The 19,584-nt window shown below is 40.8% G+C and carries 22 protein-coding genes; 21 read left to right on the top strand and 1 reads right to left on the bottom strand.

Going from position 1 to position 19,584, the window contains the following annotated elements; genetic code table 11:
• Window positions 1-52: 52 nt before the first annotated feature.
• The 21 genes from R7070_RS13900 (at window position 53) to R7070_RS13800 (ending at window position 18,880) form a co-directional block, all read left to right on the top strand.
• Window positions 53-772 (top strand): hypothetical protein, encoded by a 720-nt coding sequence (locus R7070_RS13900; protein WP_032073007.1) that lies wholly within the window; start codon window positions 53-55, stop codon window positions 770-772.
• Window positions 773-834: 62 nt separating this feature from the next.
• Window positions 835-1,557, top strand: coding sequence for an NYN domain-containing protein (locus R7070_RS13895; RefSeq protein ID WP_041154780.1), 723 nt, complete (start codon window positions 835-837; stop codon window positions 1,555-1,557).
• A 291-nt stretch (window positions 1,558-1,848) separates the two neighbouring features.
• A complete protein-coding gene (locus R7070_RS13890; RefSeq protein ID WP_101905913.1) occupies window positions 1,849-2,808 on the top strand; it encodes a radical SAM protein in 960 nt (319 codons plus the stop codon).
• Complete coding sequence (locus tag R7070_RS13885; RefSeq protein ID WP_101905914.1) at window positions 2,805-3,197, top strand: DUF6375 family protein; 393 nt, start codon at window positions 2,805-2,807, stop codon at window positions 3,195-3,197. Before R7070_RS13890 ends, R7070_RS13885 begins: the two co-directional genes overlap by 4 nt.
• A 3-nt stretch (window positions 3,198-3,200) precedes the next feature.
• Window positions 3,201-7,286, top strand: a complete 4,086-nt coding sequence (locus tag R7070_RS13880) for a hypothetical protein (protein ID WP_101905915.1) — start codon at window positions 3,201-3,203, stop codon at window positions 7,284-7,286.
• Between the two features lie 538 nt (window positions 7,287-7,824).
• On the top strand, window positions 7,825-8,481 hold the full coding sequence (locus R7070_RS13875; protein ID WP_012537714.1) for a quinolone resistance pentapeptide repeat protein QnrS2: 657 nt from the start codon (window positions 7,825-7,827) through the stop codon (window positions 8,479-8,481).
• 580 nt (window positions 8,482-9,061) lie between these two features.
• Complete coding sequence (locus tag R7070_RS13870; protein ID WP_041154764.1) at window positions 9,062-9,844, top strand: ParA family protein; 783 nt, start codon at window positions 9,062-9,064, stop codon at window positions 9,842-9,844.
• A gap of 1 nt (window position 9,845) precedes the next feature.
• On the top strand, window positions 9,846-11,036 hold the full coding sequence (locus R7070_RS13865; protein WP_014386680.1) for a ParB/RepB/Spo0J family partition protein: 1,191 nt from the start codon (window positions 9,846-9,848) through the stop codon (window positions 11,034-11,036).
• A gap of 12 nt (window positions 11,037-11,048) precedes the next feature.
• Window positions 11,049-11,321, top strand: coding sequence for a helix-turn-helix domain-containing protein (locus tag R7070_RS13860; RefSeq protein ID WP_014386681.1), 273 nt, complete (start codon window positions 11,049-11,051; stop codon window positions 11,319-11,321).
• A 140-nt stretch (window positions 11,322-11,461) separates the two neighbouring features.
• Window positions 11,462-11,737 carry a hypothetical protein gene (locus R7070_RS13855; RefSeq protein WP_014386682.1) on the top strand — a complete coding sequence of 92 codons (276 nt, stop codon included), beginning with the start codon at window positions 11,462-11,464 and terminating at the stop codon, window positions 11,735-11,737.
• Window positions 11,738-11,754: 17 nt separating this feature from the next.
• Window positions 11,755-12,057 carry a hypothetical protein gene (locus R7070_RS13850; RefSeq protein WP_014386683.1) on the top strand — a complete coding sequence of 101 codons (303 nt, stop codon included), beginning with the start codon at window positions 11,755-11,757 and terminating at the stop codon, window positions 12,055-12,057.
• A gap of 304 nt (window positions 12,058-12,361) precedes the next feature.
• A complete protein-coding gene (locus R7070_RS13845) occupies window positions 12,362-12,793 on the top strand; it encodes a hypothetical protein (protein ID WP_046224216.1) in 432 nt (143 codons plus the stop codon).
• The gene (locus tag R7070_RS13840; RefSeq protein ID WP_014386686.1) at window positions 12,790-13,035 is read left to right on the top strand and encodes a hypothetical protein; all 246 of its coding nucleotides are present in this window, start codon (window positions 12,790-12,792) and stop codon (window positions 13,033-13,035) included. The genes R7070_RS13845 and R7070_RS13840 overlap by 4 nt, the downstream gene beginning before the upstream one ends.
• A 342-nt stretch (window positions 13,036-13,377) precedes the next feature.
• The gene (locus R7070_RS13835; protein WP_046224215.1) at window positions 13,378-14,130 is read left to right on the top strand and encodes a hypothetical protein; all 753 of its coding nucleotides are present in this window, start codon (window positions 13,378-13,380) and stop codon (window positions 14,128-14,130) included.
• 18 nt (window positions 14,131-14,148) lie between these two features.
• Window positions 14,149-14,442, top strand: coding sequence for a hypothetical protein (locus R7070_RS13830; RefSeq protein WP_032073016.1), 294 nt, complete (start codon window positions 14,149-14,151; stop codon window positions 14,440-14,442).
• 13 nt (window positions 14,443-14,455) lie between these two features.
• Window positions 14,456-14,659 (top strand): hypothetical protein, encoded by a 204-nt coding sequence (locus tag R7070_RS13825; protein ID WP_014386690.1) that lies wholly within the window; start codon window positions 14,456-14,458, stop codon window positions 14,657-14,659.
• Between the two features lie 214 nt (window positions 14,660-14,873).
• On the top strand, window positions 14,874-15,350 hold the full coding sequence (locus R7070_RS13820; protein WP_046224213.1) for a hypothetical protein: 477 nt from the start codon (window positions 14,874-14,876) through the stop codon (window positions 15,348-15,350).
• 59 nt (window positions 15,351-15,409) lie between these two features.
• Complete coding sequence (locus R7070_RS13815; protein WP_014386693.1) at window positions 15,410-15,643, top strand: hypothetical protein; 234 nt, start codon at window positions 15,410-15,412, stop codon at window positions 15,641-15,643.
• A 61-nt stretch (window positions 15,644-15,704) separates the two neighbouring features.
• A complete protein-coding gene (locus R7070_RS13810) occupies window positions 15,705-17,666 on the top strand; it encodes a hypothetical protein (protein WP_014386694.1) in 1,962 nt (653 codons plus the stop codon).
• On the top strand, window positions 17,663-18,256 hold the full coding sequence (locus tag R7070_RS13805; RefSeq protein ID WP_276415819.1) for a hypothetical protein: 594 nt from the start codon (window positions 17,663-17,665) through the stop codon (window positions 18,254-18,256). The genes R7070_RS13810 and R7070_RS13805 overlap by 4 nt, the downstream gene beginning before the upstream one ends.
• A gap of 291 nt (window positions 18,257-18,547) precedes the next feature.
• Window positions 18,548-18,880 carry a hypothetical protein gene (locus R7070_RS13800; protein WP_133305456.1) on the top strand — a complete coding sequence of 111 codons (333 nt, stop codon included), beginning with the start codon at window positions 18,548-18,550 and terminating at the stop codon, window positions 18,878-18,880.
• Between the two features lie 399 nt (window positions 18,881-19,279).
• Here R7070_RS13800 and R7070_RS13795 read toward each other — a convergent pair whose 3' ends face one another.
• Entirely contained in the window at window positions 19,280-19,558 is a 279-nt protein-coding gene (locus R7070_RS13795) for a hypothetical protein (RefSeq protein WP_276456104.1), read from the bottom strand.
• Window positions 19,559-19,584: the final 26 nt, after the last annotated feature.

The following is a 19,584-nucleotide window of genomic DNA, read 5'->3' as shown; positions in this document are numbered from 1 at the left end:
TGAGGTCCTTACGGCGATGCCGGAAGGGATCTTAAATACCGGAGATAAGACTATGATGATTCTAACCACTCTTTCTGAAAAACTAGATGACCAAACGAGCCGAGTATTCTGGCGTGTGGGCACTAAACGCAGTGGAATTCTTGATGTAAAAATCGACTTTTCCCATGAAGATTCTGATTTGATTTCAGAATTATCAGCCATTCAATACCTACTCTTTGAAGAAAAAGTAATGGGTCGAGAGCCGGGTTCTGGTTCTGGCTACAAACTCGTTGTGTCAAAGGGAGCAATCAAAAAGCTTGCCCGTGGTAAATCTACGAAAAAACATGCACAAAAGTTTGCAGCATTTCTTCAAAACCGAATGGCTGGAGTGCAAATAGAGGTATCACAAAGTCGTGAGTTCATGGCCGACCCAAAATCATGTGTAACAGTGCTCTTAGATGCAAATCGCCAGGAATATGCAAATACGCATGATGCCGTTGAAACACCAGCAATGGGGACCGTTTATGTTACCGCTCACGCTGTTGAACAGTATAAAGAGCGATTGAGCACTGGAGATCCCAAAAAGCCCTGGGCGAGTTTAGTCAATCGACTTAAACATCCTGAGTTGAGAATTCGAAATTTGCCTGCAAATGTTTTGGCCCATAAAGCGAAAAAATACGGTACTGCCGACAATGTAGAAGCTTGGGGGCATCCAACTTCCAAATTCACATACCTTATTGTTAACGATAATGGGCGTCGCACCTTAGTAACTGTTTTTGAGCGCGAACAATAACCTTGGAAGGAATAAAATTGGATAGTGCAACTAACTACATAAAGGATGGTCACGCACGGATTATGGGTAACAGAAAAATCGCTGTATTAATTGATTCAGAAAACACTCCACACTCAAAGCTAAACCTGATTATTGAAGAGCTTTCTAGTTTTGGGCAGATCATCGTTAAACGTGCATATGGCGATTTTTCTGCTGAACAACTAAAAAACTGGAAGCAGCCTTTGAATGAGTTAGCGATTCAAGCTAAGCAGCAATTTGCCTATACATCTGGAAAAAACTCGACAGACTCTTTAATGATTATTGATGCAATGGATCTCTTGTACAGCCAAAGGTTTGATGCTTTTGCTTTGATATCCAGTGATAGTGACTTTACAAGTCTTGCTACGAGATTAAGAGAGTCGGAGATACACGTCATCGGTGTAGGAAAAGCGATGACTCCGACTTCGTTTAAAAACGCTTGTGATGACTTTGTAGCGATAGAGAACTTAAACGCTGATGTTGATCTTGGGGAGGCACAACCAAGCTCTAATCAAGACTCAGAACGCGAATTATGGCGATTAATGCATCAAGCTTGGCAGAACTATCGAGATGAATCGGGCTGGGCAAAACTAGGTGAAATAGGCAAGTACTTAAAGAGACTGAAGCCAGATTTTGACCCTCGAAACTACGGGTTGAAGAAGTTATCTGACTTTTTTGATAAATATCCAACGCGCTATAGAACCCGTAACACTAAACGCACTGGTATGGAGTTTCAGCTGATAACAAAGGCAAGCAAACAAAAATGATGTGCTGCCTTCGCTGACGACATACTGCAATCGGGTAACTCAAAAATGCCCCATTCTAAGCTAGAGCTGTTCTGTACCTCATTTCTAAGCGAGGTTATTTGACCTATTTTTTCTTATGTCACAAAGTGCCTATGGATTTGGTGGCAATTCAATGTACTCGCCATCTGTAGGAGTGAATTTTATAGGTAGGGTTGGCATGTTTGAAGTGACTAAGAGTAACCCTTTAGTTATTAGTTTCATCTTGTGCTGATATTGCACTGCGATCTAACCATTTAAGGTATTGAATAAACTTTGTATATAAAGAATAAAAATGGCGTTACCCAACACAACGAGTTCAAAATTAGAAAGGGGCCTGATGGTGTCCACTTATTTAGCCGCCAAAATGGGCTTAACATACTTCTAGATGATGAAATCCCACCTGAGTCCGATTGGACTCTTAGTCCTAGGCAGGTTTCTATCGCACTTACTAATAACTGTGACTTGAGGTGTGCGCATTGTTATGCGCCAAAGCATCGTTCAACTCTGGATAAAAGTAGAGTAAAAGATTGGTTGCTTGAAATGGATAGTATGGGTGTGTTTGGTATCGGCTTTGGTGGAGGTGAGCCAACATTGCATGAAGACTTGGTTGAACTTTGCCAGTTTGGACAAGAAGAAACCAAGCTAGCAATTAGCTTTACGACGCATGGTCATAGTTTAACTCCTGAACTAATATCTCAGCTAAAAAGTCATGTGAACTTTATTAGAGTAAGTATGGATGGAACTTATAGTAATTATGAGTCTATAAGGAAGAGACCATTTAAGCAGCTGTTAAGCAATTTAGAATTATTTAAAGGGCGTCTCCCATTTGGGATAAATTACGTAGTTAACAGCAAAACTATTGACGACCTACCAAATGCCTTGGAACTGTGCAAGGAGCTAGGTGCTGATGAGTTTCTGATTTTACCAGAGGTACCTGTGGGGTTTGGTAAAAAAATCGATGATGTAACACTAAGTAAATTAAAAGAAATTGTCGACAGTCGAAGAAAAACCACAAAAAGTATGAGGGTATCTATAAGCTCTGATTACAAAAATCAATTTGTCACTGCTATCGGTCTTCAGAAAGAGAGCGACCTGCAAGGCTTTGCGCATATAGATGCGTCAGGTGTTTTAAAACTGAGTTCGTTCGACAAGAATGGAGTTCCTATAGGTGGTGGTTCTCTAACTAATGCTTATCGTCAGTTAACAAATACTATAAGGGTTGAATTAGAATGAAAATTTGGCAGGGCTACGGTGCGGAGCACTCTTTAAATCTAGTAATCGTTGGTGAGTTCAAGGATGTAGAAAAGGCTGAAAATTTTGAGCAATTAGTATCAACGATTAGTTCTTTTCTATGCAGTGATGAATCGAATTTTGACGTGGATGCAGATAGATATGGTGATGAAGTGCTTGAGTTCCTTCGCAAGCAAAATCTGTTTTGTTTTTCTCCCCAACAATTAGCGCAATTTATGTATGACCAACGCCTCGAAAGAAAAGGTTCAAAGATAACCATATCTTCAGATGACGACCTGAATGTATTCATATCTTTACTGATTCATGAAGGAGCGAAGGTCGAATGCTTTTCAGCACACGATTATCCTGATTTAGTTAAAAAAGAGGATTAACTAGTGCTTGATTGGGCTAAGTTTGAACATGTAGCTGGAGAGCATCCTAACGCGCATGCATTTAGTTTTGAAAGCTTATGTAGAGGAATAGTCATTCGACAATTTCGAAATCATGGGCCAATAAAAGAGTTAAAAAATCAACCAGGAGTGGAGTTCCATCTTGAGCTTGATTGTGATGACCCAAGATTGGGAACAAAAGGGTTAAAGGTTGGATGGCAATGCAAATGGTTCCAATATAAGAGTGACGGTGGCTTAACTACCGGGGCAAAGAGCCAGATTAAACACTCGCTGGATACAACGAAAAAATACTTACCAGATTTAAATGTATGGATTCTTTGGACACACAAAACCTTAGCGAAGGCTGACCAAACTTGGTTCTATGATTTACAAACAAAATATGGCTTTACATTACATCTTTGGAATGAAAACGACTTAGAGTCTTATCTCTCAGGCCCAGCAACAGAGTTAAGGGCTAGTTATTTTGGAGAGCTGGCTTTAACACCAGATATGTTAAATGAACAGCATACGAATTCAGTGGCTCCGATTAGAAATCGTTGGATTCATGAAGTTCATCAATCTACGGGCGTAGAGAGAGATATAAGAAGAGTGCTCGGTGAACCTAGCGCATGGTCTGATATATATGCTGCGAAAGTTAAACTAGACGGTTATTTGTCAACTATTTCTGAGTTATCGAGGCATAAGGATTATGTAGATCTTTCGTCTGGTCTAGAAGAATTTATAGCCTTTTGTAAACAGGTTATATTTAGCTGTAAGGTCTTTGAGTCTACAGTGTCAGGCAGAGAAATAGGTAGAATTGCGAACTTTGCTCAATCTTCAGAGCAGACAAAAAACATAAGTCAGTTACTAAGGTTAACAAGAAGGCAGAACCTACCGCTTTCTCTTTATTTGACCAATGCGAATGCAGTTATCAAAGATATCAAAAAGCTGTTGTCAGAAGCTGTAGAACTGTTTTCTCATCAACTAGTAGCTGTTATTGGTAAAGCTGGCAGAGGTAAAACACAATTAGCTGCTGAAGTTACAAGCCAAAATGATGACAGGCTAGCTGGAATACTTCTTCATGGAAAAAAACTTCGTAAGGGGGGAACGCTTGATTCTCTGGTTCAAAATATGTCCTTTGCCTCTAACGAAGTTAGATCGTTTGAATTGTTGCTTTCAGCTATAGATTCGGCGGGAGAAAGAAATCGTTGTCGAGTTCCAATAGTTATTGATGGATTAAATGAGGCTGAAGACCCAAGAGAATGGAAGAACTTATTGGCAAGCATAGAGACTGTATTACCTCGATATCCAAATGTAGTTCTCGTCTGTACATTGCGAGATGGTTATCAGTCTCGGAAACATGTCGGTGCTGTCAGAGCTAATAGTTCATCAAGAGAAGGGTTTGCACAGCAAGCGCTCCCCAATGATTGCTTTGAGTTACTGTTAAAAGGGTTTAGTGACGAAGTAACTGTCCAAGCTATAGGTGCATACTTTAGATATTATAAGATTAGTGCTAATCCAATAGCGGCTCCGCAAAGTTTCTTCAGTCATCCTTTAAACTTGAAAATCTTTTGTGAAGTTATGAATCGCCCAAGGAAGACTTGTGTGGTGGTTCAAAGTTTTCCGTCATCCATATACTCATTGTTTAAAGAGCAAGTCACACATATCGGACAAACTATCTCTGAAATGACTAACCTGTCTATCAGATACACAATTACTGAGGTAGAAAACGCAGTCTACTACTTAGGCGAAGCTCTGTGGGAAGCAAACGGTAGAGGTGTTTTAGAAACAGACTTTTTGCGGAAGTATAATCCACAGTCGACAGATTGGGACAGTAATATTGTCAACTTGCTATCTCAAGAAGGTTTGATATTCAGAGATCTGGTTCGTCGTGGAGAATATCGCTTAAGCCCAGCGTATGATCGACTAGGTGGATACATTATAGCTTTCTATTTAATGGAGCACTATTGTCTAAATCGAGACGTATCGCTATTTAGTTCACAAGGTTTTTTAGCGAAAATTTTCGAAGATGTGACTTTACAGCATGAGCTGTCAGAGGACATCCTACATGCACTTGTCGCTATTGCACCGCAGTATAATCTGCCACACATTTGGCAAATAGTTCCTTCAACATACAAAAACGAAGTTTTAAGTTTGTCGCATTTGATTGAACCTAATTTCATTTGTGATGAAACAGTATGCGAATTGAAAAACTTAATACTTAATGAAGGGTTGAAACAAAAATATATTGAATCTTTAGGAGACGTACGATTCGCAATATCTCACCCTCTAAACGCAAAGTTTCTAAGTGATATATTGTTAGACATGTCTATGGTGGACAGAGATCTTTCATGGGGAGAGTACTTTCGAAGAAACCATGATGAATTGATAAAAGGCATTCGATTTAGGGCTGAATGTTGGAAAAATAGAGAGTTTTCAGATCCAGAAATAGAAAAACTAAGGCTAATTACAACAATTTGGTTCCTTAACTCAGTCGTAACTGAGCTAAGAGATGTTTCAACTGAGGCTTTAGTCTACTATGGAGTGCATAACACTAAGAGTTTCCTAGAAATAGTCAAACCTATTCTAGTGGCTGATGATGAATATATATTAGAGCGGATAATTGCAGCATGTTACTCAATAGTCAGTATTTCTTTGGATAAATCTGAAAACTTAGGTGAGATAGAGGCGTTCAGCAAACACATAGTAGCTGTTTTTTTCAGCCATGATTCGAAGTACGCTACAACCAACATATTGGTTAGAGAATATGCCTCATGTCTAGTGAAGCGTGCGAGTTTGGAATCTCAAATTAATATTAGTGAATCAGAAGTTAAAGCAGCTACTGAACCTTTTGAACAAATGCCCAGAAGTGAATGGAATGAAGAAATAACTGATGGTATGAGCGGGCATTTATCTCCTCTTAAAATGGATTTTGAGAACTATACTATTGGTCGTTTGGTTAAAGATCGTAGCAATTACGACTATGAACATGAGGCTTATGCGAAAATTCGTAATCAGATACTATGGAAAGTATATGATTTGGGGTGGAGCGAGGACAAATTTGGCAACTTAGACAATCAAATTTCTTCGAGCGGTTATCACCGGAGACACGAAACAAAAAAAGTAGAGCGCTATGGCAAAAAGTACTCTTGGATAGCGTACTACCAAATGGCAGGAAAACTACTCGATTCGGAACAGTTGGAGTTCTGGGGGGGAAGGTTTATAGAAGGAATTGACCCTTTCTTTCCTAGTAAAAGGTTAAAAATCTACCCTCTTAGTGAAAAAATGTACTTAGGCGATGAAGGGTTAACTACAGAAGAATGGATTAACTATTCGGAAGATCCGAATCTGGTTCATCTCAGCGATTGTGCAAGTTCTGAAAATGAAAATTTGATTTTGGTTGATGCATTTATAGTCGAGGAATCTGAGGAATTAAATCGTCATTTCTATGCTTCTGTAAACTCCTTTTTAGTTTTCGATGAGTCGTTGAAAGACTTTGATTTTGATAGCGAGGAATCTAGCAAATTGGAGTTCCCCGAAATCGCCAAATTATCTGATGTTTATTTGGGAGAGCTTTATAGCTCGTGGAGTAAAAGCCTTGAACCCCAAGTTATCAAGGAAGAAGATGGTGAAGAAGAAATAGAAGTTGAATCAAACGTGTTCTTTGATGGAAGTGCTTTTGTAAGAACATCTGGAACACATACAATGACTGTTCCTAAATATAAGGAGCATTCGCTTAAAGATTTTATCATCGAATATAGTTCGGAACATTCAAGTGGTAGTTTTTCTATGCCGATGCTAGCTGCTAGTTTTGTTAAAGAGCATGCGCTTAAGTTTGACTGTGAGCGGCTTTGTTACTTCAAAGACGGACAACAAATCTCAAAGTATATAGTTGAAGATCTAGACGGATACTCTAACTCTCGGAAAAGATTCTACTTGGATAAAGAATTCTTAACTGCTGCACTGAAATCTAGTGGCTTAAGAATAATAACTCGGATTAAGGGTGAAAGAAGAGTTTCTGACGTCGGGTATAGTGGGGATTTTGCGTACAAAGATTTTGAAAGTATAGACTTTCTGAGAGCTAATTATTGATTGGAAAGGGAATGCGTAACACATTCCCTCTGTTATTTTTAGTGGATGAACAAAAATGGGCACTAAGATCGAGGTTTTGCCGTACCTCAGGTAATCCGTTAAATTCTAATTTAGCAAAGTCACTGACACGTTTCTGTCCAAAACCTTCACCGGATGAATTTTTACCCGTGGCATTTTCCAACTCAAAAATGCCCCTTTTCGAGTTAGCAAATTGCATATTTTGCAAATTGGTTTTGCCCCATTCCTTCTTAGACCTTGTATCTACTTCAAATTGCAGGCTTCCGTTTAAGGTTACTTTACCTAATGGCGGACATCAGTAATCTATTGGGTTCCTTTTCTCTGTGGCTTTTTAAGCGGATAACTTTTTTCAATGGTGCCGCGTACTTTGAACGTTAACATAGAGGCTCAGGGCGCTATTTTACCCCCTTAAAATAGGCAAAATGAGGGTTTTTAAGATCTTGATTTTTAGTGTTTTTATTTTGTTGATGTGATGTGGCTTTGATGGTAGTGTTGCGTCCAGTTCATCATAGGAGTCAACATGGAAACCTACCGTCACACATATCGACACCACAGTTTTTCACATCAAGATCTAAGTGATATTACTTTCACTGCTTGCACCTTTATCCGATGCGATTTTCGACGTGCTAACTTGCGTGATGCGACATTTATTAACTGCAAGTTCATTGAACAGGGTGATATCGAAGGTTGCCATTTTGATGTCGCAGACCTTCGCGATGCAAGTTTCCAACAATGCCAGCTTGCGATGGCAAACTTTAGTAACGCCAATTGCTACGGTATTGAGTTACGTGAGTGTGATTTAAAAGGGGCCAACTTTTCCCGAGCAAACTTTGCCAATCAAGTGAGTAATCGTATGTACTTTTGCTCAGCCTTTATTACTGGATGTAACCTGTCTTATGCCAATATGGAGCGGGTCTGTTTAGAAAAATGTGAGCTGTTTGAAAATCGCTGGATAGGGACTCACCTCGCGGGCGCATCACTGAAAGAGTCAGACTTAAGTCGAGGTGTTTTTTCTGAAGATGTCTGGGGACAGTTTAGCCTACAGGGTGCTAATTTATGTCACGCCGAACTCGACGGTTTAGATCCTCGAAAAGTCGATACATCAGGTATCAAAATTGCCAGCTGGCAACAAGAACAGCTTCTCGAAGCGTTGGGTATTGTTGTTTTTCCTGACTAGATGCTTACGAATACCTGCTGATAAACTATACACAACATTAATACATTTTCTAATTCAAATCACCAGAGCTAGATCAATACTTCTAGCTCATTCTTGTCCAAAAGTTTGCTAGAGATTGAACAAACTTTGTCATTTCCACAGTGCTTCTGGTAACAATGCACCTTAAAAATGATCAAACTTTAACTTTTGCATCCTGTCGCTGATATTGAACTAGCAAGGGAGTATTACGTCAGGTCTAGACGCCCAGTAATTTCAGAGAGCCCAGTAGCTATTGAGGATTTGGCTGACAATAATCCAATCCAGAACCAAGAAACTAAAGAAGACTTGCTAACCGAAAAAAACAAGCGCAAGGTAATATTGGATTGAGACAGGATGCACATTGTTCTGTCGATACAGTTCACCTAAACATTGATGATTTTTCTCGCGGCCCTTTGAGGCCGTTTTTTTATCTGTAATTGTTATGTTAGTACCACGATATGACATTGCAGTATCATAAAGTGAGTGTTAGAATCTTTCACATGTGAAAGTGGCGATGTTTCGTCACTAGGAATCTCATTTGCAATCGGAGAGCGAGGTAAACATGGCAAAAGCTATCGCCTATGCCAATCAGAAGGGAGGCGTGGGTAAAAGTACTATCTGTATCCAGCAAGCCTTCGATTTGGCAGAAAAAAAGAAAAAAGTCCTGGTACTGGATTTCGATGGTCAGGGTAATACATCTTCACGTTTGGCTCCTCGTGTGGAGTTGGAAGATGGCAGCTACGAGCCAGTATATAGCGGTACTAAAGTAGCTGAATTGTTCCTTGATAACTGCTCAAGCATTCAAGTAACGGAGTGTCCATGTGGTGTTGATTTGATTTACACGCCCAAAAACGATCCGGATTTGTTTGAGATGGAGGCAGTGCCATTGGAACAAGCAATGAACCCAGCTCGACACTTAAAAGAACTAATCAAAGACTATGATTACGTGTTGATTGATTGCCCACCGAGTCTTGGCCGTAAGCTGGTTGCTGCACTGATGATTGCGACGCATGTTGTATGTCCTGTAAAACTATCTGGCTTTGCGGTTGATGGTGTAGAGGGCTTGCTGACGACCATTATCGGTGTTCAGCAACAGCACAATCAAAACTTAGAAATCCTGGGCATTGTCATCAATGATATGGATCGTTCAGTGAACCACAACAAATCGTTTACTGAGCTGAAAAAAGCTATCCCAGAGTTGATCTTTAGTAACATTATTCAACACCGTCCACCGCTTGATTCTGCAACTACAGATGGAGTTCCAGTATGGTCTCTTCGCTATGGTCATGTAGCAGCAAAAGAAGTGCGAGCGGTGCTGGACGAGATTGTAGAGAAGGTAGGTTAAGATGAAACTAAATAACCTAAAAAACCTCAACCAGTTAGCTCAAGCCGCCCAAAAAAAGCAGCCAGATGGTAAGGTAATTCTGACGGTTCCTGTTGATGAAGTTATTTCAAAAGAACAGGTTCGTAAACGGTTCCGTAATATCGAGGAACTGGGTGATTCAATTTTGGAAGAAGGCCAGCAATCCGCGATTGTGGTCTACCCGAAAAATGAAGACGGCAAATATGTCATTCAAAAAGGCGAACGTCGCTGGAGAGCATGTAAAGCCAAAGATATTCCAACAATTGACATCGTTGTTAACGAAAAAGAACAAACGGACTTGGACGAAACAGCGGGAGAATTGATAGAGAATATTCAGCGCGATGATTTGGCTGCACTTGAAATTGCTAATGCTTTACAAGTATTCATTGATAATGGGTGGCAGCAAAAAGACGTTGCAAAACGTATCGGTAAGAACACAATTTTTGTTTCAACGCACCTTTCATTATTAAAAATGCCTGACTGCGTTCGAGAATTATACGATAATGACATTACAGCTGATACGGAAACACTCAATAACTTACGTTTGCTATTCGAACTGAATGAAGAGCGATGCCGGGCTGTCTGTGCCGTTGCTATGAGTGATGGCATGACACGTAAGCAAAGTCGTGAGTTGTTGAATGATGCAAAACGTATCAAGAATGGTGATGAACCAACTTCAAATGAAGATGGTGCAGTAACCAATAACTCTGAGCAGGATAATAATTCGAATTCTGACTCAGAATTGGGTGAAGAGAAGGGTGGCAACTTTACACAAAGTGATGTGGAAAGTTCTGATGATACAACGGGCGATAATGTTGTTCATCAAGCTACGGGAGAGGAATTTACTTCTGATGATGCTTCATCTCAAGGCGATACAAACGCGCCGGGTGATAAGCAGGTTGATGAAAGTGATGATGCAACCGATGATGCCGAAGAAGAAGGCATTGAACCTCCTCTTGCAAAAGGTAAAGACTGGAAAGGGGCTGACCCACGTAAGTTAGTCATCACCGTGAATATTATCGGTGAGAGTGAAAATAAGCGTGGTGTACTGATGACAGATCGTATTGCTACTGAACCAAATGTGGTTTGGGTTAAGACTCTTGTTGGTGAGAAAAAGGAAGTAAAGCCAATAAAAGTAGCGGTGACTGACATCGAGCTCGTAAGCGTTGAGTAAGGTAAGTATGGAATGAAGTTATCTCAGGATATGAGTCGCAAGTTTGAACTGGTAAATGCGCTGTCTAAGTTAGATAAGCCCAGCTTGCACGATCTCCATTCAGAGACCAAGATTCCTGAGTCCACTATTAAACGCCAACTGGCGATGCTTCGTGATGAGTTTGATATGAAAATTATATTCATCCGTGAATCGAGGGGAGAGCGAGGAGCTACAGGCTACTATATGATAACGGACTGGGGTATTTTGGACCGTGAGAAGTTCATCTTGCGGCACGGAAAGCTCTGATTGTAATATCCAACCTCAAATTAGCCCTGGCATTGCGCCGGGGCTTTTTTATGCCTGTAGACTTTTAAAATTTTATAAGCATTATAAAGTGATGCTGTAATATTGAGGAGGTAGCTCCTTTAGTTTTTTGGAGGTCTCAAATGAAAGTTCTTCATCTCCCTGTGAAAGCTCTGTATTTCAGACAAATGCAAACCGGGGAAAAGAAGTATGAATATCGTCTTCAAACGGATTACTGGCGGAAACGTCTGGAGGGTCGCGAGTATGATGAGGTGCATATCAAGCTTGGCTATCCAAAATCTGGGGATACCGAGAAGATTTTAGTTCGACCGTGGAAAGGTTTTGAGGAGATGGTTATTACTCACCCTCATTTTGGTGATGCTCCCGTTAGCGTGTTCGCAATCAAGGTCAATGAGTAATAGGAGATGTACTGATAATGGATTCAGAATTGAAGCAAGAAAGCAAATTTTACCGGGACTTTGAAGATAAGTTGCTACACGTTATAGCAAAAGCCCATGTGATAAACCTGAGCTGTATGAGCAAAGGTGAAGCAATGCGACTGGTTGCTCATTTAGAAAACCTAAACCCTGAAAAATATCCAGAATTTTATGGGGTTAGCAAGTCGCTAATAAACGTTACGAGTTCAAATCTGATTGTTACATTGAACAACACTATTCAAAAAATGAGTTCAAGTCTGTCTGCGCGATTGGCTTTGATCAATCCTGAAAATACCCGCTAGTTTGTACAGAAAAGGGCAATTACTCCCATTGGTATATAGCGTAGGTAGGGGCATGATTGCCCTTGTATCTAAAAAAGTAGCGAGGCTCCGATAATGAATGAGCAAAAGAACCGGGCATTCTGTGAGCAGATGGCTGCGGCAACGGTAGAGCTTGGGACACAAGAGGCACTCTTGTATGGCTAGGTACATGATAGCCATCGCACACGATCAGGGAATCTCATTACAGTTTGAGTGCGATCTTGGTTCTTTAGAAGTCCAACCAAATGAAATACTGATAAAACACTAAAAATTACAGGAGTTGGCTATGAGCAATGCACTGAGAGTTATTACAAAACAACTTTCAAAAGAGTCTGATCCCGCGTTCTTAGAGTTTACAGCTCGGATAGTTGAATCTATTGAATTGGTTTTAGGTTATGAACCAACAGTTGAGAAAGTACGCGACTTGTTGGGAAACAAGAAAAAAACCGTAGCCTTGTTGAATTCTAGTCACAATGAGTCCGTTGTTAAGTTAGCTCTGGAGATCTCACAGTACGACGATAGCCACTACGACACATTACTTTCGGCAGGTATGTCTGCTTTAAACCGATACTTGTCAAAGAATAGCGGTTCTGTTTCTGGTTGTATGTTCATGCCTGGAGATATCACTGCGAAAGAGTTGGCCGAACGATTTAACGGAGAATGGATGTTCTTTAGCGATGATAAGAAGCTTTCACTTACTACAGGAGAAATGTCGTGACGGAACAAAACGAAATGGTGGCATTAGATGGCTATAAATTGCATTCCAAAGTAAAGCGCTTTTTTATTTACGTGTTTATAGCTATGGCTGCCCTGAACTTTATTCAGTTGATTACCAATTTTTACTTACCAGAAAAGCTCTTAATTATCGCAAATGGATTCGCATTAATTTGTGCTGTTTTGAGCGTTATTGATAAGGCCCACTTGTGGGAAAAAACAAGCAGTGATGGGGAAGGCCAGTGAATCGACGTAGACTGTATTTTTTGATAGCGTTCTTGGGTTCGTTGGCATTAGTCAGTGCAAAATTGAAATGGCCTGGGTTCATTGTTGGTGGTATGAGTATTGGTTTTGCTCTTCGATGGTTTCTCATCCACCAGCCTCTCAATCAAGATTCTCGCCCGTTAGAACGAATCGTAACGATCTCTGGAATAGGGCTTTTCATGGTTTTGTCCGGTGGCCTTTTTCATCTGGGGGATAATCCTGCCTTTATCGACCTTATGTTTATGTGGGGGTGTGCATCCTCGGGAGTTGCCTTAGCTGAACTGGTTAATGTGAGAAATCCGGATCGAAGTGAGGGAACTCGAAGTGAGCACTAAGATATACAATGGGTTAATTCTGCGCAATACAACGTTAGAGCAGGCACTAACCAAATTATGCTCCTTGCGCTCTGGTTGCGTTGATACGGCCAAAAAAGCCATCGCAAAACTGGGAGCTAGAAAGCTTGCATTTGATGCAGATATCTCGGCAAACGTAACCATGCTCCAAAAGGATAGAAGCTGCCAAACTCTGTCAGATCTGAGAACTATGTTTATCGAGGAAAAGCATAAAGTTTTGGTGGACGGTATTCGTAGTACGGATTGGGACTTCACTTTTAATGTCTGCTTAATTCCCTGGGGACAACATACATTAGGTTTGTACTACGTTGAAAACGATATTGGGTATCGCCAATCCTTAATCGACGTTGGATTTCAAGATTATCATTACCAAAACTCGACAGATAAACCTAACGATGTGACTGATTCAGAATGGAGACAAAGAGAACTCGCTTGGGAATCAGTGTTACCTGGTTGGACAAGACCAATAGAACGCGGTTTGTCTTACAGCGTGGTTGATTGGGATGATTACCAGAGTGCTGTTCATAGTAAAAGTCTGATCCAAGAAAACATCCCTTCACAAAGCATTAGACGCAAGCGAGTGGCGGTAAGTTTGACAGAGCTGGAGTTGACAGCGAGTTTTCCTACTTCATCTGCGTTTGAAATTGTTGAAAAAACCAGAGAGCTATATCCGGATAGAATTGATGACGTATTGCTCGGTGATGTAACGGTAGTACGTTTCTAAAATAGGGGGGGGGGAGTAATGCTGGATTTTTTCTTTATAGGCCCATTAGTCATTGGTTTGGTTTGTTGGTTTAAAGCCCCAAATGAGGAATGGGAGTCACTCGCTAAAGATTTTTCAAAGCGCTGGGCGTTAAGCCTTATAGCTATGATCGCTGCTGCCGCGTTGGGAGGAATAACGATGCCAAATGGACCAGAAAGTAGTGAGTCAGCATGGCTCATATTTGTTGGAATCATTTGGTTTGTATGCATTGTTACGATGCTTTGGGTTGCCCTAACCACACTAATGCAAGCGATTAAATTGAAGAAACAATAATAAGGAACCGAGTATGGCTCACGTAGATCAATATATTGAAGATTGGTTAATGGTGTTCAGAGCTGCGGGTATAAGCGATGAAGTTGCCCAGGAGGAATTTGGCTTGTGGTGTGAAGGGCTCGATGGCGAAATTAGCAATGAGTACACCCAAAACGCACTATCTGTCATCAACGCAGCTGAACAGGCAATTGAAGAACTACAAGGAATTGCTGGGTGAGAAGAAAGCGTTCAAACTGGGTATCCGTAAGTCATTTAAGCGCCTATGCCGCTGATCCATCTAAATTTTGCCAGCACAGAGGACAAGCATACAACTCCGAGGCTGCAAACGCTGGATTAAAGGCTCACGCCCAAGCAGGAAGTGGTAACAGTCTTTTACCGTGGTTAGTGATTATTGTTGTAGCCATATTGGTTGCTATTAACTGGGATTTGTTATGACTGGGGAACTAGTGTTTTTGCTGGTGGCGTCAATCGGCCTATTGATGGTTATTCTCAGAGGGCTGTCCATAAAGAGGCAGTTCCATATGCCTTGGTACTGTATCGTGCTGGGGGCTGATATAGGCGGTTGGAAAAAGCCTTGGTTTATTAAACGCCGAGGAGTCTGCGGAGCCCCTGATGCAGTATTTTTTGATCCATTGCGTTTTAGATACATTGCAGGAGAATTTAAAAGCAGAGCGTTCAATGGGCGAATAACAATCCGTGAAAAGTACCAGCTCACACTTTATACCGGGTTAATTCAGCGATTCTGGCTACCTCAAGCACAGGGTGTCATAGCCTATGGTTGTGGGCGAGTATTGAAGCTGGACTATGATAAGACACTTTTTAAAAAGCTTATGGCTCTTCGAGGCGAAGTCAAATCTGCCAGAAAAAATTGGAGGCCAGTCGATCACAGACCGTTGTATAAGCGATAGACAAAACTTTTTTACAGGGTTAATATATGATTCTGTAATCTGGCTGAGAGGTCAATGTTATGGCATATAACCCAAACAGTGATGAGGTGTGGGGTAAAGAACTAAGGGTGTATAGTTCGATGAGTGAAGCTGACTACCACCGAGTTCTCCAGCAAGGCGCTTTTGCTTATCAAAGTGGAACGCCATACGCAGAAAACCCGCACAATGATCACGAGTCGAAAGCAGCATGGATTGAAGGCTGGCAACTCGCAGCATTTCATGAACGGATGTCTACCACTCGAACCGTGCAATAAGTTTAATTTGATAAACCAGTGCCTGACAGTGTTCGTCGGCACCTTAATAAAGCGTTATTTTATGAAAAAGTTCCTAAATGTTTTCCAGTTGCCTACTGGATATCAAGTACGTATTGGTAAAAAAACAAAGTCTTTCAATGCCGGAGTATCTAGTGATAACGCGCTTAATTCAGCGTTATCCTTTCGCCTGGATATGTATAAACAGGGGGTCTTACCCGCTAATTGGAATGTTGGTTATTTTGAGCCCAATGCTATCAAGATTATTGATCAGGATAAGCAGAAACGTTCACGTTGCACCATCCGAACAAAGACAGATCGGAAGCCCACACACATAGAGGCATATTGGTCAAAGTTCAAAAACCTAGCCGAAGCGCATTCCTTTTTGAAGCGCGAATACAGCAAATGGTGTAGAGAGCACAATGCAATAGCTAAGCTGTATAACCAAAAGCGCAATGAGATTCTGTTCATCTCGGCCCAGAAAGAGAAAGAACAAAAAATATCAATCCTAAGTGATGGCATTAAGTTTGATGCGAAGCTTTGGAACGAGTGTGTGGCCGAATATGAAGGAGTGATGCCTGTTCCTAATACAATCTCTGATCATGTCCAGGTAGAGGCTTATAGTGACAGTGGTGAGAAGGATATCGACCTTAGCCACCATTTCGCTGTTAATGTATCTGATCAATTGGAGCCATACCAGTCTTCCGAAGTTCTCCATGAACTATTGGACCCGGTATACGATATCCTACATGTTGATAACCATGCTGCATTAAAACTAATGCCAGAAGTAAAATGTAGCTACAAAGCTATGCGTGAGAAGTTACGCAAGATTAAGCCAAACCGTAATGTAAAGGGTGCGATTTGTGCTCCATTTTCTATTGAGACAAAGCTTAAATCATCGTTCCTCGATTTTGCCATACCAGCGTACTGGGATGGACTTCCTTTAAACCCATCCAAAACAATCGTTAATCTAGCCAGTCATAATGGGATCATTCAGGCTGCAAGTCTTTTAGCGACAGCTTCATTTATGTTTATGGGCTACATGCAAAAGCAGCGTATGTTGCAATCGGATGAGAATATAGAACTAGAATTTCCTGTGTTCGAAATAAGTGAAAAGATGCTGAATTCTGCAATTGACTCTATCTACCAAGCGCTTCTATTACAAATGGGACGGAAGGCACTGAACTCGATGGGTAAGTGCGAAGAACGATTAAATCTGTGGCATGACGTTGATGTCTGTGACGTCTACGACGATCAGTTTGGAACTGCTGTCCAGATGGGGCAATGGCAGTGCTTTATGCCCCGAAGCAACAACGCGACGTTGCGTAAACTTCAACTATTGGTGCTGGTGGCAAAAATTGAGCATAACCTAGAAGAAGGCTTTGTTCGTCGTCAACTGTCGAAAAGTGGTATCGGAATTACACCCGTTGATAAATTGAAAGATAAGTACAGCCATATTTCTCATGATTCAATTGAGCGATTTGAACAACTCCGGGATCAGCTCTATGTATCCTCAAAGAAATTCTACCCCTTAGTTAACATGAGTTCTTTGCAAACCCCCAAACCTGATCAAGTGTTTATGGCAAGATGCCGTCATTGCGGCCATGTTCCGAATAAAACCATGCGCAAAAAAGATGGGGTCTGGTTTGGAGCAATCCAGTGCCCCAACCATTTAGACGAAGCGGTATCCGGTGAAAGGGAATATGAAGCCGAACTTCATGAATTAGTGATTGAGTGGCAGAAACGTAACCTGAAAAACTTTGATTTTTCTAAGACATATATGTGGGACCTTTCCAGAAAATCATTCTCTACTGAGCTTGGACCTTTCCTCGATGAAGTAAAGCGTCGTCTTTCCGATATGGTTGAGTACAACAGTCTCGCAATATCACTTCCAAAAGAGATCGTAAAGGACAGGCCAGGGAAAAACTTTGCGAAGCGTATCTATGCGAATTATCTCTGGGCGTGTTTTTTCTATGATGCTTATCAAATCAAACTTTCAGAACTAAAGAAGGAGACCGCACGATGAAATCAGGTCTTGAACGGTTGAAGGAAATAGTGACACAAAGTGCGTTTTATCGTTCTCCGAATTATTCCGTAAACGTTAGCTTTAAAGACTTATTCAAACCCGTTGGTGGTTTGCTTGCCTACAATAGCTTGGTGCAAGAGCTAACAGAGGAGATAGCTTTATCTCCTTATGAGATACTTGAAAAGTTAACCCCTGAGTTTCAGCGTTCCAATCAGAAGTGGACGAAAAACATGCAGCAATGTTTCGTTGAAAACCTCTTGTGTGGATGTGAAACGAAAGTACAGCTTTATGATGTGAAAGGCAGGGGGGGAGAGCTGGATGATTCCCTTATCTTAGATGGGTTACAGAGGCTTACCGCTATTGCGGCGTTTCATTCTGGTGAATTCACTGTATTTGATGAACTGTATTGGGAAGACTTAAAATCTGGAGGTATTTTCCCAAGGTTGAATTTGATCGTGAACATCTACCAGTTTGATTCTGATATTGAGGCATGTCGTTTTTACATTCAGATGAATAAAGGAATTACCCATTCTGAGGCTGATTTAGAAACTGCATATTGCTTTATGCGCAAGCACGGTGAAAAAGTCTAGGTAGTCATTATGGTGTGCATTTTAAGGTCTAAACGGATTGAGTCATCTCGTCAGATATCACTTTGTGGAAAAGTTGTATCTGGTAACGGAGCTCATTATAGGAACATCACCGCTGCGAAGAACGGAGCTCAGCCAGTATGCAAAGACTGTTTAAATTCGCTGGGAATGACAAGATATCAATTGCGGCCAACTAAGAAAAAGAAGCCTAAAGTTAAACCAAAAATGGCAAAGAAGGTTTCTAGGAAGGTGCATGAGTCCTCTGCGAGACAGCCAAAGTTCAATAGACAGGATGTGTTAGATAACAAGGAACTGTTTATTGGGTGTGCAATGGTTATGTTAGAACAGCAGGAAAGGTTAGAACAGTTCCTTGAGAATAACGCTAATGCCCAAATTGCACTTGATTACTACTATTACGGGCAAACAGCTAGAATGACTGCTGAAAAGTACAAATCGACGCAGGTCAGCATTCCAAATAGAGCCAGAACGGGTCTAATTACGTTTAGTGAAGAAATTGAATGCAACCCATTAGATTGGGCATCATGGCCCGTACAATCTCTCTGGGAGCTAAAGAGAACGTTATTAAGTATTGCTGTTGAAGCTGTGCCAGAACAGTTAAACAACTAAGAGGAAAAATCATGCACCAGGAAGTAGATCCAAAAGGGCTAACGTGGCCTATTAAACCGTCAATTGTTGTTGATTGATGATTTGGTTGCATGCAGGTACAGTTAATGTGTGCTTATCACCAGAGATCCCACCAGCAGTTTTTTCGCTCAAACAATGTTTTGAAAACGTGCCTTTCAAAAATGAATCTCAAAAAGGCTGGGCTAAGGTGCTTCGTGAAATCGCTGACAACTTAGAACAGAATGACCAATAATAATACCTAGTGGGGTTAGTATGTTGGATTTTGCAGGGATTTGAAAATAAGTACTTTGAAAAGCTTGTTGTTAAAAAAAATATTTTTTCTAATGTCTAATATATATAAAAACTAGGGAGGCTGTTTAGCCCCCCTTGAAATTACAAAATCTAAACAGCAAAAGATTGTTTTACTAGTTCAATGATCTTATCACCAGCATATTGGGTTTTAAACTCAACTTTTATATCTTTACTAATTTGGTTGAACAGCTCTTTAGCGTGTTCAATTTTTCGTTCTTCTTCTTTGCGAAGATTATCTTTTCCATCAACATTTTTCGTCTCAATGATGAAGTTTAGGTAATCACCCGAGTCAGTTTTAACTACATAAGCAAAGTCAGGTGAATAGGAGTAACCTCCAGAAACAGGTATCTTGATTGAGTTTTTAGGTATTTTGGTAGGCTTTGTTGCGTAATTCA

Source organism: Vibrio sp. 1557, assembly GCF_033340175.1.
GTDB lineage: Bacteria > Pseudomonadota > Gammaproteobacteria > Enterobacterales > Vibrionaceae > Vibrio > Vibrio alginolyticus.
This window is presented reverse-complemented; position numbering and strand designations above follow the sequence as displayed.

What these genes read in the sequence shown, in the direction of transcription:
- R7070_RS13900 (WP_032073007.1), top strand. Translation starts at nt 53, where the DNA reads ATGATGATTCTAACCACTCTTTCTGAAAAACTAGATGACCAAACGAGC.
- R7070_RS13895 (WP_041154780.1), top strand. Translation starts at nt 835, where the DNA reads ATGGGTAACAGAAAAATCGCTGTATTAATTGATTCAGAAAACACTCCA.
- R7070_RS13885 (WP_101905914.1), top strand. Translation starts at nt 2,805, where the DNA reads ATGAAAATTTGGCAGGGCTACGGTGCGGAGCACTCTTTAAATCTAGTA.
- R7070_RS13875 (WP_012537714.1), top strand. Translation starts at nt 7,825, where the DNA reads ATGGAAACCTACCGTCACACATATCGACACCACAGTTTTTCACATCAA.
- R7070_RS13870 (WP_041154764.1), top strand. Translation starts at nt 9,062, where the DNA reads ATGGCAAAAGCTATCGCCTATGCCAATCAGAAGGGAGGCGTGGGTAAA.
- R7070_RS13865 (WP_014386680.1), top strand. Translation starts at nt 9,846, where the DNA reads ATGAAACTAAATAACCTAAAAAACCTCAACCAGTTAGCTCAAGCCGCC.
- R7070_RS13860 (WP_014386681.1), top strand. Translation starts at nt 11,049, where the DNA reads ATGAAGTTATCTCAGGATATGAGTCGCAAGTTTGAACTGGTAAATGCG.
- R7070_RS13855 (WP_014386682.1), top strand. Translation starts at nt 11,462, where the DNA reads ATGAAAGTTCTTCATCTCCCTGTGAAAGCTCTGTATTTCAGACAAATG.
- R7070_RS13850 (WP_014386683.1), top strand. Translation starts at nt 11,755, where the DNA reads ATGGATTCAGAATTGAAGCAAGAAAGCAAATTTTACCGGGACTTTGAA.
- R7070_RS13845 (WP_046224216.1), top strand. Translation starts at nt 12,362, where the DNA reads ATGAGCAATGCACTGAGAGTTATTACAAAACAACTTTCAAAAGAGTCT.
- R7070_RS13830 (WP_032073016.1), top strand. Translation starts at nt 14,149, where the DNA reads ATGCTGGATTTTTTCTTTATAGGCCCATTAGTCATTGGTTTGGTTTGT.
- R7070_RS13825 (WP_014386690.1), top strand. Translation starts at nt 14,456, where the DNA reads ATGGCTCACGTAGATCAATATATTGAAGATTGGTTAATGGTGTTCAGA.
- R7070_RS13820 (WP_046224213.1), top strand. Translation starts at nt 14,874, where the DNA reads ATGACTGGGGAACTAGTGTTTTTGCTGGTGGCGTCAATCGGCCTATTG.
- R7070_RS13815 (WP_014386693.1), top strand. Translation starts at nt 15,410, where the DNA reads ATGGCATATAACCCAAACAGTGATGAGGTGTGGGGTAAAGAACTAAGG.
- R7070_RS13810 (WP_014386694.1), top strand. Translation starts at nt 15,705, where the DNA reads ATGAAAAAGTTCCTAAATGTTTTCCAGTTGCCTACTGGATATCAAGTA.
- R7070_RS13805 (WP_276415819.1), top strand. Translation starts at nt 17,663, where the DNA reads ATGAAATCAGGTCTTGAACGGTTGAAGGAAATAGTGACACAAAGTGCG.